Here is a 16,031-nt window from a genome sequence, read left to right as displayed (position 1 = left end):
TTATTTAAAAATTAACATCAACACCAAAAGTGTACAATCTTGGGGTTGGGAAATAACCAGTTACATTTGATCTAAAACTTTCAGGATCAAAACCTTTCCATTTAGTGATAGTCCAAATATTTTCTCCTTGAAGTCTAATTCTCAGACTTTTAATAAAAGTTTTTTCTAAAAACTTAGCCGGTACATTATAGCCAATACTTAAATTTCTCAATCTAACATATGAAGCATCAAATAAAAATCTATCTGAAATATCACCTGCATCGTAATTGGTATTATCTAATGAAGGAACCGAAGAATTAGTATTTGTAGGGGTCCAAGCATTCAAGATATCTCTTGAAACTGGAAATGGATTAATACTTCTAATATCCATTAAACCCGCATAATCATCATCAAATCTATAGATCTTTGCAGCAAAAGCAAAAGCAGCATTTACAAAGAATCCTTTATATGAAGCATCTAAACCAAAACCTCCTTGATAAACTGGAATATATGTTTTATTAGTCAATCTTCTATCCGCATCAGTAGGATTTTCTGTTTCGTTACCATCTTTGTCTAAAAACAATAAGTTACCATTTACTGGATTAACCCCTAAATAAGGAACCAAATTGTACTGATTAGATTGTTGACCAACCACATTGGCTAAATTTGAACCAATTCTTTGTATTCCGGTACCTGGATCTAAAACTCCTAAATCATCGATTTGATTATCATTGTAAGAACCATTAGCATTAATAGACAATTTTAGATCTTGCGATTTAATTATATCATATCTTAAACTTAATTCAATTCCTTTGTTAGATAAAGAACCATTATTCCCACTAATAGCTGTTACCCCATTCGCCGAAGAAATTGGTATTGAAGTAAATAAATCAGTAGTAACCTTCTTATAGAAATCTAACGAGCCTGAAAGTCTTCCCATAAAGTCAAAATCCAAACCAATATTTGCTTGAGTAGTAGTTTCCCATTTCAAATCTGGGTTACCAAACGTTGCAACACCAAAAGAAGTTGTATTACCATATCCTTGTTGTATATTATTCAAACTTCTAACAGCTTGAGAAGCAAGAAAAATAGTAGAAACATCAGAATCTACGTCCCTTGATATAATATTCTGATTACCCGTTGTTCCGTATGAAGCACGTAATTTCAAGTCTTTAACAAACTCGTTTCCTGCCAAAAAATCTTCTTTAGAGATATTCCATCTACCAGCTACCGACCAAAAAGTACCCCATTTATTATCATCTGTAAATCTATAACTAGCATCTCTACGAATGGTTCCAGCGAAACCATATTTAGAATCATAATCATAATCAACTGTACCAAAATATGAAAATAGACCAGCATCAATTATTGAACCGAATACCGATGGAGCATATGACAATGGCATTGTTATATTATTATAAGGAATATAACCTGTACCCGCACCAGGGTACCAAAGTAAAGGATTTAAACCCGTCTGTTGATAACCAAAACTTCTTCTGTGCGCTTTCATATACTCTGAATAAACAGAAGCGTCTAACGTATGCTTTTCTCCAAAAACTTTTTTATAGTTTAACTGATTTGTTGCATTAAACATAAATTCTCTATTACTTCTTTGTGTTTCTAAACCATGAAAGGGTTGACCAGCACCTACAGCTCTAACAATCGAAAGATATGCATTTGGACCTATAGCAAAGGTTCTCTTATCTTCGGTATAGTCAGCACCTGCTGTTACTCTATATGTCAAATTATCTGTGATTTTATATCCAAAATTCCCAGAAATAATGGTTTTATATTCATCAAAAAAGCTAGGTGCATTATTTTTACCGTATAAATCCATTAACATAAATGGAATAATGTTTAAGCTTGGCGAACCAAAATCATTAAACAACTTTTGACCGTCTACATAAGTACTTGGGCTAAAATAACGTGCAGAATTTAGGTATCCCGTTAATGGATTTTGTAGCACGTTATTATTAATTCCTGCTCTAGTTTCTTGCTCTAATTGATTTCTTTTAGAGTAAACCGCTGTTAAATTCAAACCATAAGTAATTCTACTATTAGATGATTTTCCAGAAAGATTTGATCTTAAAGTAAATCTTTTAAAATCGGAGGTTGGTATAATTCCATCTTGTTGAAAATAACCAATCGATGTAAAATTCTTAACATTTGCACTACCCGACGTGATACTTAAATCCTGACTTGATGTTTTTCCTTGTGTAAAGAAAATATCTTTCCAATTTGTATTCACTTTATAAGCATCAATATTATTCGGATCTAAAGTAAAACCAGGTCCTGAACCAGTAAAACCAGGGCCATCTTTTCTTAAATTCTGCAATTTTAAATGCGTGTTTGCATCTACTACATTGTATTTATCTCCTCTAAATTCAGAAACACCATAGGAAGAAGATAATGAAAATGATAAATCTTGATTAAATTCACCTCTTTTTGTTGTAATAACAATAACACCATTAGCCCCTCTATTACCATAAACAGATGTTGCAGACGCATCTTTTAATACTGAAACAGTTTCAATATCATTTTGATTTAAATTTCTAAAAAAAGATTGAGTCAAAGGCACGCCATCAATAACATATAAAGGTTCAGTACTTGCATTAAGGGAACCCACTCCTCTAATAATTACATCAATCTTGTTTGTTCCTGGTTGGCCAGAAGCTAAAGCAATATTTGCTCCTGCTAATTGCCCTTGTAATGACTGAAGTACGTTTACATTTGGCCTCCCTTCAATTGTTTTTGCAGAAACAGTTTGTGTGGAACCAATTGCTTTCGCTTTAGTAGAAGTTTTTCCATATCCCTCCACAACAACTTCTGCTAACTTTTGAGCAGCTTGTTCTTTCATGACGACGTTCAAAGTACTGGATGCACCTACCGTCATTCTAACATTTTCTAACCCAATAAAAGAAAACACTAAAACATCCCCTTGTTTTGCTTTAATAGTGTACTTACCATCAAAACCTGTCTGCGTTCCTTTTTTAGAACCTGCAATAACCACATTAACTCCTGGTACAGCTCCTGTTTCGTCTGTAACAGTACCTGAAACAGTCTTCTCTTGCGCGAAGACAAATTGCATTGACATCGCCAATAGCAAAGAAAAAATCCATTTGAATTTTGATCTCATATTATTATTGTTTGAATTAGTTATGCAACAAAAATCATAATAAATTCTTAATATACCAAACAAATAACAAAATAAATACATTAACAAATGTTCATAAAACAATAGCTAAATGTGAAAATTTTAAATAATTCTCAACAAAAAAGTTGGTATACAAAAAATAATAACGAATAAATCAATATTTTTGCCAAAAACAATTTAATGCTAAAACCTTTTTTTTTAACGGAAAATTTAGAATGTGGTTGTGATGAAGCTGGCAGGGGCTGTTTAGCGGGTCCTGTAACTGCTTCCTCTGTAATGCTTCCCTTTCATTTTAACAATTCTTTACTTAATGATAGCAAACAATTAACAGAGAAAACACGGGAAAAACTTAGGAAAATCATTGAAAATGAAGCCTTAAGCTATACCGTTACTCATATTGAGCCATTTGAGATTGATGAAATCAACATTTTAAATGCTTCTATAAAAGCAATGCAAGAATGTGTAGTAAAATTAAACCCAAAACCATCAGCTGTCATAATTGATGGCAATGCTCCTTTCATACCAAAAAAAGGCATTATAAAAAAAGGAGTTAAAATTTTTACCGAAGAAGAAATTCATTTTTTAAAGACTCTTCCAAATGCTAGTATTATAAAAGGAGATGGCAAATATTTGAGTATAGCTGCCGCATCAGTTTTAGCTAAAACTTACAGAGATGAGTACATGAATCGCATTCACGAAGAGTACCCTATGTACAATTGGAAAAAAAACAAAGGTTACCCAACGCAAGAGCATCGAGCAGCCATTCAAAAATATGGGGTTACAAAATACCATCGTATGAGCTTTCGATTATTACCTGAACAACTCAGCTTGGATTTATAAACTTCAGAATGACGATTCTTTCTTTTTATTTAGTGCTGTTCCGAAAACTCACATTCGAATAATGTAGCGAAGTGCTTTAGGATTTTTTCTTTAACTTCTTTCTCATCTACAGCTTCTACTCCAAGTTCTACATTCAAAGAGGTAACTGCCTTACCTCGAATCCCGCATGGAATAATATTATCAAAATAACCTAAATCCACATTTACATTTAAGGCAAATCCATGCATGGTGACCCATCGTGAAGCACGAACCCCCATGGCACAAATTTTTCTTGCAAAAGGAGTTCCAACACCTAACCAAACACCGGTTTCTCCCTCACTCCTACCACAGTCTAAACCATACTCTTGTAGTGTTAAAATGATCGCTTCTTCGAGAAAACGCAAGTATTTATGAATATCCGAGAAAAAATTTTCCAAATCCAAAATGGGATAGCCTACAATTTGTCCTGGGCCATGATAGGTGATATCACCACCGCGATTGATTTTATAAAAAGTTGCTCCTTTTGCTGACAATTGGGTTTCATTTAAAAGCAAATTGCTCAAATCGCCACTTTTCCCTAACGTATATACATGTGGATGCTCAACAAAAAGAAAATAGTTAGGTGTAGCAAGAAAAGTATTTTCTCTACGATTTTGAATTTTTAAATCCACTATTCCTTTAAACAATTCTTCTTGGTATTCCCAAGTTGCTTTATAATCTTTACCCCCTAAATCTTGAAGCTGGATAGTTCTATTCATTCTGTCTTTACTAAAATTCAACCTCCAAATTTAATTTTTCTGGATTTTCCATATATTCTGAAAAGGGATATTGTAAGGTAACTGTTTTTCTGTCTTCACTAAATAAGGCTGAACTATTCGAAACTTTCTTTACAGGTTTGGCAAAATGATACTTAATTATATAATTAGATGAAGCAAAAATCATTTTGTTCATTTCGGCCGCTTCTTCATTTAGCGTTTCTTTTTTTGTGTTCTTCAAAATCGCAGTTCGTGTAAATTTATTTCCTTTAAAAGCATACGATAAGGTAGAATTGTTGTTTGCTAAACCTTCAGATGGAATAGCTGACCCAAATTCAGTTGCCTTATTAGCTTTATTTTGAAGTAAACTCATCGCATTGATGGCCGTCATAGCATCTTGTAATTCTGAAACGTTTTTAAAATTAGTCTGTAACGAAAATAAAAACTTTTTTTGCTCTTGATTCATTTGCATACGCATGTTGAAATTTTCTAGTTTCTTCAACAATTGTTGCTGGTCGATCGGCAATTTGGCAATGGTATCCTTATTATCCGCTAAAATTTGTTTGAAAGCAAAAGTAGAATCAACATTCTTTTCGGCTTTAAGAGAATCTTTCGGCATCATGGCCATCAAGCTTGAGCCATCTAAATCAACATTGAATTTCCCAGAACCATCTGCATTAACATATATGTTCTCCGTAACGGTACAACTCGTTGCCAACAGTACCAAACTTAAAACTAAAAACTGATATAATGATTTCATCTTTACTTTTTTTATTAGTTCAATTTTAAAAGCCAATATACTTTATACTATATATTTCAAAAGTATACACTTTTTTTTGCCAAAGATAACAAAAGCCAAGAGATACTTTCAGTAGAAAAAATTCTTTCTTGGCCCCTACTACAATTACTCCTCGAATTTTATCAGAACAGAAGTACTCACAGGATCGGTCAAACTTTCAATTAAATCAAAAGTTATTTCAACTGATTTTTGATCAGCACTAATTTTGGCATTAGGCACTGAAACCGATTTTATTTTTTTTGAAAAATGGTAGTGAAGTGTTAGTTTTTGATGCAATTTTTTTTCAGACAAATTTGCCTTAATTTTAGCCATTTTCTCCTGTTCTGTCTTTAGCTTGGCTTCGTCAATGATGGTTACTACCCTTTTGAATTCATTCCCTATTGATTGAAAATCAACCTTATAATAATGCTCCTCAGCACTTAACGCATAATTATGAACAATATCGCTAACGTATTCTTGTGTTTTATACAAATCAGCAATTTGAGACGCTTTTTCAAATTTTTGGGTAAACAAGGTTCTAAAATCCTTCTCATAAGAATTCTTTTTAATATGTACTTGTACCCCTTTATACTTATTAAAAACAGCTTTATCCTCAGGCGTTAACTTTGAGAAGGTTTCATTATGTTTTTTTATATAATCATCGAAAACGTAAGTAGTATCCTCAAAAACCTCGTTTTTATTATATTCCTCTCCAGCTATTTGCTGATAACTTTGCTCTATCCGAAGCATTTCGACAGCAATATCACCACTACCATCTTCATTTACATGTATAGTTTCTGTTACTTGACAACTAAAAAAAAATAATCCCAATAAACACACCAAAAAAAAATTGACTTGCTTCATATCTCAAAAAATAAGTTCCAAATATAACGAAATACCATATAATTAATTTCACTCTCAAACCACAAATTCATCATAAATTAACAAGCCTAATAAGCATAATTTTTATTAATTAAAAACACTTCAGTTGGAAGAAATAATAAAAGAAAAAATAAATTTGTAAACCCATAATTCTTAAACCTAACCTATGAATCCAATTTTAAAAAATGTAATGCAATACTTCTTACTATTGGTTGTTTTGTCATTATTTACCAATTGCGAAACCGAAGTAAACTACAAAACGTACCAACCCAATTATTTGTCAAGTATTGATGCAACACAGTTACCTGCTGGCAATAAACCCATGACCCTTTTTGAAGACAATGAAGACCCAGCGCTGATGTATAATAAAAAGGATCGTTGGTTTCGAGTTAACGAACCATTACAAGTGATTCAAAAAGGAAAAGATTCTGTACAAGTTTCATTGTATTCACCTGTTGCTTTGACAGACGTGAACATCTATGCTAAGCTTCCCAATTACGAAAAAAAATTCGTACTCTTTCATTTTAGTAAAATTCCTGCGTTTCATCGTTCAGTACATCAAATTCCTTTGGTGGTTGGCAAAAATGATTATCTGTTAGAAAATGGAAAAACAGTAACCATAGACAAAATAGAAGGATTTTCATCGGGTTCCATTGAATTTTCTATCACTTCAACAGATCCTTTATTTGCCAAATTCAAAAAAATAAAATCCAATCATTTAGTTCAATTTCACGATGGCTTTCACATCAATGAATATGGAAAATTCCTTCCTATGAATCCTGTTCTAGCGAAAGAAGCCATCACAATGATCATAAATTATTCCTATGCCTTAAGTCATCCTTTATATTACCAAACCTTTACCAATTTTGACAAATACAAACAAGATCAAGCTGCTTTAGCTGGTACCGCTATCAATGGCGCTTTAAATTGGCATGGCAACGCTGATGATAGTAATGGCGTTTATGACTATTACACTAAAGAAGAAATAGAAAAAATTTACTGGAACTACTTAGATTCTAGGACAGTTTACCTAGCAATGGTTGGTGGCGGAAGTGCTTGGGGAGGCGGAGCGTTGGCCTCACAATGGGAATCAGGTTATATCATCGGACATTGGGTAGGTGAAATGTCGGTTTGGTCACATGAATATTCTCATCATATTGGATTTAGCCATAGTAGCAATTTAGCCAATAGTGGTGAAGGTGGTGGACAACAAGAAATGCTCACTCACTTTTATAAATATTTGATTTATCTAAACGACCTTCCGTTTATCGATCCTGACATTCTAAAAGGGTGGACAAAAACGACCTATTTAAACAAAAAAGATTACAAAAAACCCGTTTTCAAAATCAGCCCTAACAACCCTTTCTTACTTAAATACAAAGGAGAAGGAAAATGGAACTAAAATCACGCATCCCAATGAAAAAAAAATTATTTATAGCCATCTTATTTGTTTTTGCATCTTGCAGTAAAGATTCTGATGCGGTTTACGAACCTACCAATTATCAATATTATTACTTAACTAGCGAAAATACCATTAAACCCAATCAAATTATTGGAGGAAAAGGCACTTTAGAAGCCAACGCCATCACTATCGCCAACAACAAATTATACATCTGCAACGGTGATGTTCTTGAAATATTTGATGCCACAACTTTATCCTATCTTTCAACTCTCAAAAGTTATACAAAAGGAACTACCACAATTCCGTTCACAAAATTATCCTCCATTTCTATTGACAATGGCCGCATTTACCTTGGTAGTATAGACTCAAGAATTTTTGTTTTAGACGAAAATAAATTATCTGGCATCAATACCATTGGAAATGGACAATGGTGGCAAACTTTTGTTCATGTATTTGGACTAAAAGCAAAAGATGGTTTCCTTTTTGTCAAAGAAAAGAACAACAGCGTCAAAGTATTCCAAACAGCACAAATTTCCGAAACAAGCAATTGGAACTTAGCGCCAATCGCTAAATTAAACACCCTCAAAGGTGGCACAGAAATCTATTCGATGGATATCGCTAATGGAAATTTAATAGTCGCTGGTCAAAACGCCAACGGATTTTTGCATTACAATCTAAAAGACATTGAAAAAAACGCAACCAGCTCGTTAACAGTTCCTATTTTACCTAATACAAAAACACTAACTGACAACCTTCCGTCGTCTGTGGTTTTTAGCGATGAATGGGCTATGACAACTGAAAACATAAAGGGAACTAATTATATTCGCTTGTATCCGAAAAACGTTTTTTTGGATCAAAATTATACACCAATTATCAATAATTCAGATATTATGGGGGAAAATACATTTAAATCCATTACTAATGGCGCGGTATTAAAGGACCGAATATTTGTAGCAGACAACGCTAATCAAGCAATAAGAGTTTTAAAGTTAAACAAAGTAACTATTGCGGAACAAAAATAAAACATATTGATTGTCAGAAAATCACTAGGATTTTTTGTCTCCAAAATTATTCGTTTTGAATAACAAAAAGTCAAATAGCTGTTCCAAAAAATCTAAAATCTAAAATCTGAAGTCTGCATTCTTTTCTTATCTTTGCAGACTTAAAATTCAGAACATAATGGCCTTATCAGAACAAGAAATTATCCGAAGAGAAAAACTACAAAGCCTACGTAATTTAGGAATTAACCCTTACCCTGCACAACTTTTTCCAGTAAATCATACTTCAAAACAAATAAAAGAAAGTTTTGAAGAAGGCAAGAAAGTTATTGTTGCAGGACGTTTAATGAGCGTTAGAGACCAAGGAAAAGCTTGTTTTGCTGAATTACAAGATAGCGAAGGACGTATACAATTGTACGTAAATCGCGATGTTTTATGCCCAGAAGAAGACAAAACGTTATACAATCAAGTTTTTAAAAAATTAACCGATTTAGGAGATTTTATTGGTATTGAAGGAGAATTGTTTACTACTAAAGTAGGAGCACAATGTATTCGTGTGGATAAATTTACCTTTTTGAGCAAAACCTTGCGTCCTTTACCATTACCAAAAATCGACGAAGACGGAAAAATTCACGATGCGTTCAACGATGCCGAGTTGCGTTACAGAATGCGTTATGTAGATTTGACCGTAAACCAACACGTAAAAGAAACGTTCATCAAAAGAACGAAATTGTTCACAGCAATGCGAACCTTCTTTAACGAAGCTGGGTATTTAGAAGTAGAAACACCTGTTTTGCAATCGATTCCTGGTGGTGCAGCAGCGAGACCTTTTATAACGCATCACAACTCCTTAGACATTCCATTGTATATGCGAATTGCCAATGAATTGTATTTGAAAAGACTAATCGTTGGTGGTTTTGATGGTGTGTACGAATTTTCAAAAAATTTCCGTAACGAAGGAATGGACAGAACCCATAATCCTGAATTTACAGCTATGGAAATTTATGTAGCCTACAAAGACTACAACTGGATGATGGAATTTACAGAGCAATTATTAGAATATTGTGCAACGGCTGTAAACGGAACAAGCGAAGTGACTTTTGGCGAACACACTATCAATTTCAAAGCGCCTTATGCTCGTGTAACCATGACCGATGCGATCAAACATTTTACAGGTTTTGATATTTCTGGAAAAAGCGAAGCTGAATTGTTTGAAGCTGCCAAAGGAATGGGCATTGAAGTGGATGAAACGATGGGTAAAGGAAAATTGATTGATGAAATTTTTGGCGCAAAATGCGAAGGAAATTATATTCAGCCAACTTTCATCACTGATTATCCAAAAGAAATGTCGCCATTGTGTAAAGAACACCGCGATAATCCTGAATTAACAGAGCGTTTCGAATTGATGGTTTGCGGAAAAGAAATCGCCAATGCCTACTCAGAATTAAACGACCCAATTGACCAAAGAGAACGTTTTGAAGACCAAATGCGTTTGGCTGAAAAAGGAGATGACGAAGCCAACGGAACTATTGACGAAGATTTCTTGAGAGCATTAGAATACGGAATGCCACCAACCTCTGGATTAGGGATTGGAATGGACCGTTTGATGATGTTCTTGACCAATAATGCCTCTATTCAGGAAGTGCTTTTGTTCCCACAAATGCGACCAGAAAAGAAAAAAGTAACCGTAGAATTAGAAGCTGACGAAAAAGTAATTGTTGCCATTTTACAAGCCAATGACAATCAAATGGAATTTAGTTTACTAAAAATCAAATCCGAATTGAGTGGCAAAAAATGGGACAAAGCGATGAAAAACCTTTCCGCACTTGGAATGACCGAAGTTGTGGTTGATGGTGATGTTAAAGCTTGTCGATTGAAGGAGTAATCGTTTCTTAATCATAAAAACAAACCCGATAATATGACCTATTATCGGGTTTTTAATTTCTGTTAAAATTACTTTTTTACTACTACTTCTTTAATATGCTTCGATCGCAACTTATTGTCTTTGGCATATTTTTGCAACTGTACTCCAGCTTCCTTTACTCGATCTGAGGACAATATAGTAGCACCATTAGCCACTAATTTATAATACAATGCATCGCCATTGGTTACAGCACTTTTATCAATATTCCCCATAGTCCCAACGATACATGTAATTTTTCGACTGTGTAAATAACTGTACACTTCAGGTTTCGGCTCCGAAGTTCCCACAAAAGCGATCATTTTATCGGCTTTTACCCCCAACGCTTCCATACGCTCTACGTCCTCTTTGCCTCTTGCAGAAACAGATAGCATCAAATCGGGAGCCAAACGAGCTACCTCAGCGGCTTGATTGGCATTGTACGTAATAATAACCGAATAGGCTTCTGCTTTGTTGCGACGTACTGCGTCAACAATCATTTGCATCGGCACCCCTTTTTTGATATCCAAGTTAAATATAACCTTCCCTTTTCCCCATTGCAATACTTGATCTAAAGTTTCAATTTTATAAGACGTAGCATTCCCTTTCGTATCTTTTAAATTAAACCCTTGCAATTCGTCATAAGTATAGCTACCAATTAATCCCGTTCCAGTAGTAGTTCGATCCAATTTATCGTCATGCATCATCACCAAAACCGAATCTTTACTCAAGGCGATATCCGTTTCGATTATCGAAGGATTAAACTGAATAGCGTGTTGAAAGGTTGCCGTACAATTTTCTGGAAAACCTTCCATAGGACCACCGCGATGCGCACTTACTAGTGGATACGCCTTTTGGGAATATGTTAGGAATTTTTGTAATTCGTTGACTGACTTAAAGGCAATCCTGTGCTCTGTAGTTTGAGCCTGTAGCGACAACAAAGCCAAAAAAAGACCTAGTAAAAATAAACGTTTCATTTTCATATTATAAATTTTAGCTTTCAAAAATATTGAAATGAAATCCAATGACTCTTTCTTTTTAAAAATTTTAAGATTTAAATGGACAATAAGTTATTAACAACGCATAGCCAATAAACCAGCAAACCGAACAAATTCAACACTTCCAATTCCTTTTTCAATGGGAATAAAAAAAGGCAAAACATGACAAATATCAGCCCCAAGAACAGCCATTAGCGGTAAAATTGCACTATACAAAAACAAATCCAAAACAAAATTATAACACTGATTTCAAGTCGTTTACAACAAACCGACTTGGGATTTTTATGTGTCATTTATATTTTTAAGCAAGAAACCATCTATTTTTTTTAACAACATTTTACAAACTTAAACTTTCAGAATCATGGAAAAATACGTAATCAAACGGAATGGCGAATACAAACCTTTTGCAGCATTCAAAATCAAGGATGCACTTGAAAAAAGTTTTAAAAGTGTCCATCAATCAGTAGATGAAGAAGTCTTTGTAAAAGTGATGGAAGAATTAGATTCGATGACAACTTGGTCTGTAGAAGAAATCCAAGATTGCATCGAAAAAATACTTTTTGAAAACAAACATTTTGATGTCATGCGCTCTTTTATGCTTTTCAGACACACGCGTAAATTGCAACGGGAGCATGCAGAAGGAATCAATGAAGACACCACTTATGTAGATAGTACACAAACTATTGAAGAATATATTCACCAAACGGATTGGCGCATCAATGCCAATGCGAATACTTCCTATTCCAATGCTGGTTTAGTAAACAATGTAGCTGGAAAAATCATTGCCAATTATTGGCTGGATAAAGTCTACACCAAACAAGAAGGTTACGCGCATAGAAACGGAGACATTCACATTCACGATCTCGATTGCTTGACCGGCTATTGCGCAGGTTGGAGTTTGAGAGTGCTTTTAAACGAAGGATTCAACGGTGTTCGCGGACGTGTAGAAAGTAGACCACCCGCTCATTTTAGAGAAGCCTTAGGGCAAATGGCTAACTTTTTAGGAATTTTGCAAAGCGAATGGGCTGGCGCACAAGCCTTCAGCTCCTTCGACACCTATTTAGCTCCTTATGTTTTCAAAGACAATTTATCGTTTGACGAAGTGCTCAAGGCTGTTCGAAGCTTTGTTTACAACTTAAATGTACCGGCTCGTTGGGGTCAATCTCCGTTTACCAACATCACCTTGGACTGGGTCGTACCCGAAGATTTGAAAACACAAATCCCAACCAAAAAAGACCATCACTTTTTCGAAAATGAAACCAGTACAGATCTTTTAGAACGTGCCAAAGCAAGAGGCGTGAACGCAGTCAACGAATTGCGTTACGAACATTTCCAAACCGAAATGAACCTCATCAACAAAGCCTATTATACCGTAATGACCGAAGGCGATGCCAACGGACAGCCGTTTACCTTCCCGATTCCAACGGTAAACATCACCGAAGAATTTGATTGGGACGGAGAAAACACCGAATTACTTTTCGAAAATACCGCCAAAATTGGATCCTCTTATTTCCAAAACTTCATCGGAAGTCAATATGTTCTTGACGAAAACGGAAACAAAGAAGAAAACCCAAATGCCTACAAACCCAACGCCGTTCGTAGCATGTGTTGTCGTTTACAACTCGATTTACGCGAGCTGTTAAAACGTGGAAACGGACTTTTTGGTAGCGCCGAAATGACCGGAAGTATCGGAGTAGTCACCATCAACATGGCCCGTTTAGGTTATTTATACAAAGGCAACAAAGCTGGTTTAATCGAACAGTTGGACAACCTTTTATTCATTTCCAAATCCACCTTAGAAAAGAAAAGAGTCTTCATTCAAGAAATGTACGACCGTGGCTTGTTCCCATACACCAAACGTTATTTGACACATTTCCGCAACCATTTCTCTACCATTGGCGTAAACGGAATGAACGAAATGATCCTCAATTTCAGCAATAATACCGATACAATCACCACGCCAACCGGAATCGAATTTGCTGGCGAAATCTTGGAACACATCCGTAACCGAATGAAAGAATTCCAAGAAAGCACCGGAAACTTGTATAATCTAGAAGCCACACCCGCCGAAGGAACCACCTATCGTTTTGCCAAAGAAGACAAAAAACGCTTTGCCGATATCATCCAAGCTGGAGAAGGTGAAAATTTTTATTACACCAATAGTTCACAAATCCCAGCCGACCATACCGAAGATCCCTTCGAAGCGCTTTATTTACAAGACGGCCTACAATGCAAATACACCGGCGGAACTGTATTACACCTTTACATGAGCGAAAAAATCAGCTCCTCCGAAGCCTGTAAACAATTCGTTAAAAAAGTAATTTCCAATTTCAAATTGCCCTACATCACCGTAACCCCCGTATTCAGCGTTTGCCCCGTACACGGTTACTTGAATGGCGAACACGAATATTGCCCAAAATGTGACGAAGCCTTAATTAAAGAAAAAGAATTAATAGTTTAAGGGTTTAAAAGTTTAAAGGTTTAAAGTTGTTTATCAACTACCAAACAACTTTAAACAACCTTAAACAACTTTAAACAACCTTAAACAACCTTAAACAACCTTAAACAACTTTAAACAATCTCAAACCCTAAAATAATGAAAACACATCCCATTCTAGAACAACATCCAGAACGTAGAACCAAATGTTTAGTCTACACCCGAGTTATGGGCTACCATCGTCCCGTAGAAAGCTTTAACATTGGTAAAAAAGGAGAACACAAACAACGCACCCATTTCAATGAATGTAAGTGCTAGTACACCCCTTTACAGCATAACTCCATTTACACTATTGGATTATCCGCATCAGTCAGCCTGCATCCTTTGGTTTGCAGGCTGCAACATGCGGTGCCAATATTGCTACAATCCCGAAATAGTGTTGGGAAAAGGAAAATTCACCTTTCAGCACGCTCTAGATTTTATCCAAACTCGAAAAAACCTACTCGACGCAGTAGTTTTTAGCGGTGGCGAATGCCTTTTACACAAAAACTGTATCGAATTTATCGCAACCGTCAAAAAAATGGGCTTTTTGGTAAAAATTGACACCAACGGTTCCAAGCCGAAAGTACTCCAAACCTTACTCGAGCAACAAACGATCGATTACGTGGCCTTGGATTTCAAAGCCATGCCTCAAACTTTCGAAACAATAACCCAATCTGATTTGTTTGCCCCTTTCGAACAATCCCTCGAATTGCTTCTCAAACATTCCGTGCCCTTTGAAGTTCGCACTACCATTCACTCTGATTTAATCTCAGCATCGGACCTTCAAAAAATGATTCAATTTTTAGAACAAAAGGGCTATCAAGGCAAGTACTTTATTCAATATTTTGTCAACGAAGCGCCTACAATCGAAAAAATGGGCTTTTCCCACCGCGAATTAGATCCGGAAACCCTTTCCACAGCCAACATCAAAATAGTGATTCGGAATTAAGTAAAGAATGCTATGTATAATAGTACATTATCTAAATTATTACTTTCTACCATTACGCTTTCTTAAAAGAGTTATAATTATGTATTTACATTCTTAGATTAAAGAAAAAGAATCAAATAAAGTTAAGTTAATTCTTTCATAAACTCTTTTTGTAGTATTTTATTTATCCCTAAGTTTGAAAAAATAAAAAACACATTTTATGAAAAAAATTACATTGGCACTAGTTGCCGTATTTGTCACAAACTTTGCAATTGGACAAGCAAAAGAGGGCCAACTTTCTAAGAAAAAATGGCTAATTGAAGCCAATACTGGTTTTGGTGATAACGTAGGAAATACTTCTTTCTATTTTTCATCTAAAGACGGTAAAACATCTTACAATGTTGGACTTGAAGGAGGTTATTTCATTAAAGATAATTTAGCGCTCAAACTTGGGTTAGGTTTTGGAAAAACAAGTGATAGCAATTCCAATGATCCGATAGCGTATAAAATTGGCGTAAAATATTACTTAAAAAAAATGATCCCAATTGAACTCTCTTATAATGGGATTGGAATTGGAGACACAGATGCTAACCCAAAATCAATAGGTTTACAAGCGGGATACGCTATTTTTATTGGAAAGAATATAAGTATAGAGCCCGGTGTTCGATATAACAAGGCTCTATACAATCAATATTTTGACGACAGTTTTCAATTCAATATTGGATTTGCTTTGCATCTGTAAAAGCAGTACCACTACACAAAAAATTATACCTCCAAAATTCTTGGAGGTATTTTTTTTTATAGCATATCCAATGCTTCTATCACTCATTCATACGGTACAAAAACACATACAGCATCAAAAACCAGTTTTCAAACCAATCATATAAACTAAAAATTTATTAAAAACAGCTCCACTCAAAAGACAAAAAACACAACTAAAATCACTACATTAATTTGAG

13 protein-coding genes are annotated in these 16,031 nt (G+C 34.9%); 8 read left to right on the top strand and 5 right to left on the bottom strand.

Translation table 11 applies throughout. The features are described from left to right. Positions 1-4 precede the first annotated feature (4 nt). Complete coding sequence (locus tag FLB_RS13700) at positions 5-3,115, bottom strand: SusC/RagA family TonB-linked outer membrane protein (protein WP_197488970.1); 3,111 nt, start codon at positions 3,113-3,115, stop codon at positions 5-7. A 198-nt stretch (positions 3,116-3,313) separates the two neighbouring features. On the opposite strand from FLB_RS13700, the gene FLB_RS13695 reads away from it, so the two are divergent. Further along, on the top strand, positions 3,314-3,973 hold the full coding sequence (locus FLB_RS13695) for a ribonuclease HII (RefSeq protein WP_064716520.1): 660 nt from the start codon (positions 3,314-3,316) through the stop codon (positions 3,971-3,973). Positions 3,974-4,002: 29 nt separating this feature from the next. Here the strand turns inward: FLB_RS13695 and lipB are convergent, their stop codons facing one another. From lipB to FLB_RS13680, 3 genes are all read right to left on the bottom strand, one after another. After that, positions 4,003-4,710, bottom strand: a complete 708-nt coding sequence (gene lipB / locus FLB_RS13690; protein WP_064716519.1) for a lipoyl(octanoyl) transferase LipB — start codon at positions 4,708-4,710, stop codon at positions 4,003-4,005. 10 nt (positions 4,711-4,720) lie between these two features. Then, positions 4,721-5,467: a hypothetical protein gene (locus tag FLB_RS13685; RefSeq protein WP_064716588.1), complete on the bottom strand. Its 747-nt coding sequence runs from the start codon at positions 5,465-5,467 to the stop codon at positions 4,721-4,723. 144 nt (positions 5,468-5,611) lie between these two features. After that, positions 5,612-6,349, bottom strand: coding sequence for a hypothetical protein (locus FLB_RS13680; RefSeq protein ID WP_064716518.1), 738 nt, complete (start codon positions 6,347-6,349; stop codon positions 5,612-5,614). 184 nt (positions 6,350-6,533) lie between these two features. On the opposite strand from FLB_RS13680, the gene FLB_RS13675 reads away from it, so the two are divergent. The 3 genes from FLB_RS13675 (at position 6,534) to lysS (ending at position 10,652) form a co-directional block, all read left to right on the top strand. Then, entirely contained in the window at positions 6,534-7,769 is a 1,236-nt protein-coding gene (locus FLB_RS13675; RefSeq protein WP_064716517.1) for a hypothetical protein, read from the top strand. A 14-nt stretch (positions 7,770-7,783) separates the two neighbouring features. Then, on the top strand, positions 7,784-8,791 hold the full coding sequence (locus FLB_RS13670) for a hypothetical protein (protein ID WP_231891086.1): 1,008 nt from the start codon (positions 7,784-7,786) through the stop codon (positions 8,789-8,791). Positions 8,792-8,948: 157 nt separating this feature from the next. Then, on the top strand, positions 8,949-10,652 hold the full coding sequence (gene lysS, locus FLB_RS13665) for a lysine--tRNA ligase (RefSeq protein WP_064716515.1): 1,704 nt from the start codon (positions 8,949-8,951) through the stop codon (positions 10,650-10,652). Between the two features lie 68 nt (positions 10,653-10,720). Here the strand turns inward: lysS and FLB_RS13660 are convergent, their stop codons facing one another. Then, positions 10,721-11,644 (bottom strand): glycerophosphodiester phosphodiesterase family protein, encoded by a 924-nt coding sequence (locus FLB_RS13660; protein WP_197488969.1) that lies wholly within the window; start codon positions 11,642-11,644, stop codon positions 10,721-10,723. Positions 11,645-12,026: 382 nt separating this feature from the next. On the opposite strand from FLB_RS13660, the gene FLB_RS13655 reads away from it, so the two are divergent. From FLB_RS13655 to FLB_RS13645, 4 genes are all read left to right on the top strand, one after another. Then, positions 12,027-14,126 (top strand): ribonucleoside triphosphate reductase, encoded by a 2,100-nt coding sequence (locus tag FLB_RS13655; protein WP_064716513.1) that lies wholly within the window; start codon positions 12,027-12,029, stop codon positions 14,124-14,126. 135 nt (positions 14,127-14,261) lie between these two features. After that, the gene (gene nrdD / locus FLB_RS14285) at positions 14,262-14,420 is read left to right on the top strand and encodes an anaerobic ribonucleoside-triphosphate reductase (RefSeq protein WP_157490620.1); all 159 of its coding nucleotides are present in this window, start codon (positions 14,262-14,264) and stop codon (positions 14,418-14,420) included. Beyond that, on the top strand, positions 14,404-15,093 hold the full coding sequence (locus FLB_RS13650) for an anaerobic ribonucleoside-triphosphate reductase activating protein (RefSeq protein WP_064716587.1): 690 nt from the start codon (positions 14,404-14,406) through the stop codon (positions 15,091-15,093). Before nrdD ends, FLB_RS13650 begins: the two co-directional genes overlap by 17 nt. A 199-nt stretch (positions 15,094-15,292) precedes the next feature. Next, positions 15,293-15,814: an outer membrane beta-barrel protein gene (locus FLB_RS13645; RefSeq protein ID WP_064716512.1), complete on the top strand. Its 522-nt coding sequence runs from the start codon at positions 15,293-15,295 to the stop codon at positions 15,812-15,814. Positions 15,815-16,031 lie beyond the last annotated feature (217 nt).

It is taken from the genome of Flavobacterium succinicans (assembly GCF_001662485.1).
GTDB classification, from domain to species: Bacteria; Bacteroidota; Bacteroidia; order Flavobacteriales; family Flavobacteriaceae; genus Flavobacterium; species Flavobacterium succinicans_A.
Note: the sequence above shows the minus strand (reverse complement) of the source record. Positions and strands in the feature narration are given on the sequence as shown.

Coding starts and splice junctions, on each gene's coding strand:
- FLB_RS13700 (WP_197488970.1), bottom strand. CDS start 3,115: ATGAGATCAAAATTCAAATGGATTTTTTCTTTGCTATTGGCGATGTCA.
- FLB_RS13695 (WP_064716520.1), top strand. CDS start 3,314: ATGCTAAAACCTTTTTTTTTAACGGAAAATTTAGAATGTGGTTGTGAT.
- lipB (WP_064716519.1), bottom strand. CDS start 4,710: ATGAATAGAACTATCCAGCTTCAAGATTTAGGGGGTAAAGATTATAAA.
- FLB_RS13685 (WP_064716588.1), bottom strand. CDS start 5,467: ATGAAATCATTATATCAGTTTTTAGTTTTAAGTTTGGTACTGTTGGCA.
- FLB_RS13680 (WP_064716518.1), bottom strand. CDS start 6,349: ATGAAGCAAGTCAATTTTTTTTTGGTGTGTTTATTGGGATTATTTTTT.
- FLB_RS13675 (WP_064716517.1), top strand. CDS start 6,534: ATGAATCCAATTTTAAAAAATGTAATGCAATACTTCTTACTATTGGTT.
- FLB_RS13670 (WP_231891086.1), top strand. CDS start 7,784: ATGAAAAAAAAATTATTTATAGCCATCTTATTTGTTTTTGCATCTTGC.
- lysS (WP_064716515.1), top strand. CDS start 8,949: ATGGCCTTATCAGAACAAGAAATTATCCGAAGAGAAAAACTACAAAGC.
- FLB_RS13660 (WP_197488969.1), bottom strand. CDS start 11,644: ATGAAACGTTTATTTTTACTAGGTCTTTTTTTGGCTTTGTTGTCGCTA.
- FLB_RS13655 (WP_064716513.1), top strand. CDS start 12,027: ATGGAAAAATACGTAATCAAACGGAATGGCGAATACAAACCTTTTGCA.
- nrdD (WP_157490620.1), top strand. CDS start 14,262: ATGAAAACACATCCCATTCTAGAACAACATCCAGAACGTAGAACCAAA.
- FLB_RS13650 (WP_064716587.1), top strand. CDS start 14,404: ATGAATGTAAGTGCTAGTACACCCCTTTACAGCATAACTCCATTTACA.
- FLB_RS13645 (WP_064716512.1), top strand. CDS start 15,293: ATGAAAAAAATTACATTGGCACTAGTTGCCGTATTTGTCACAAACTTT.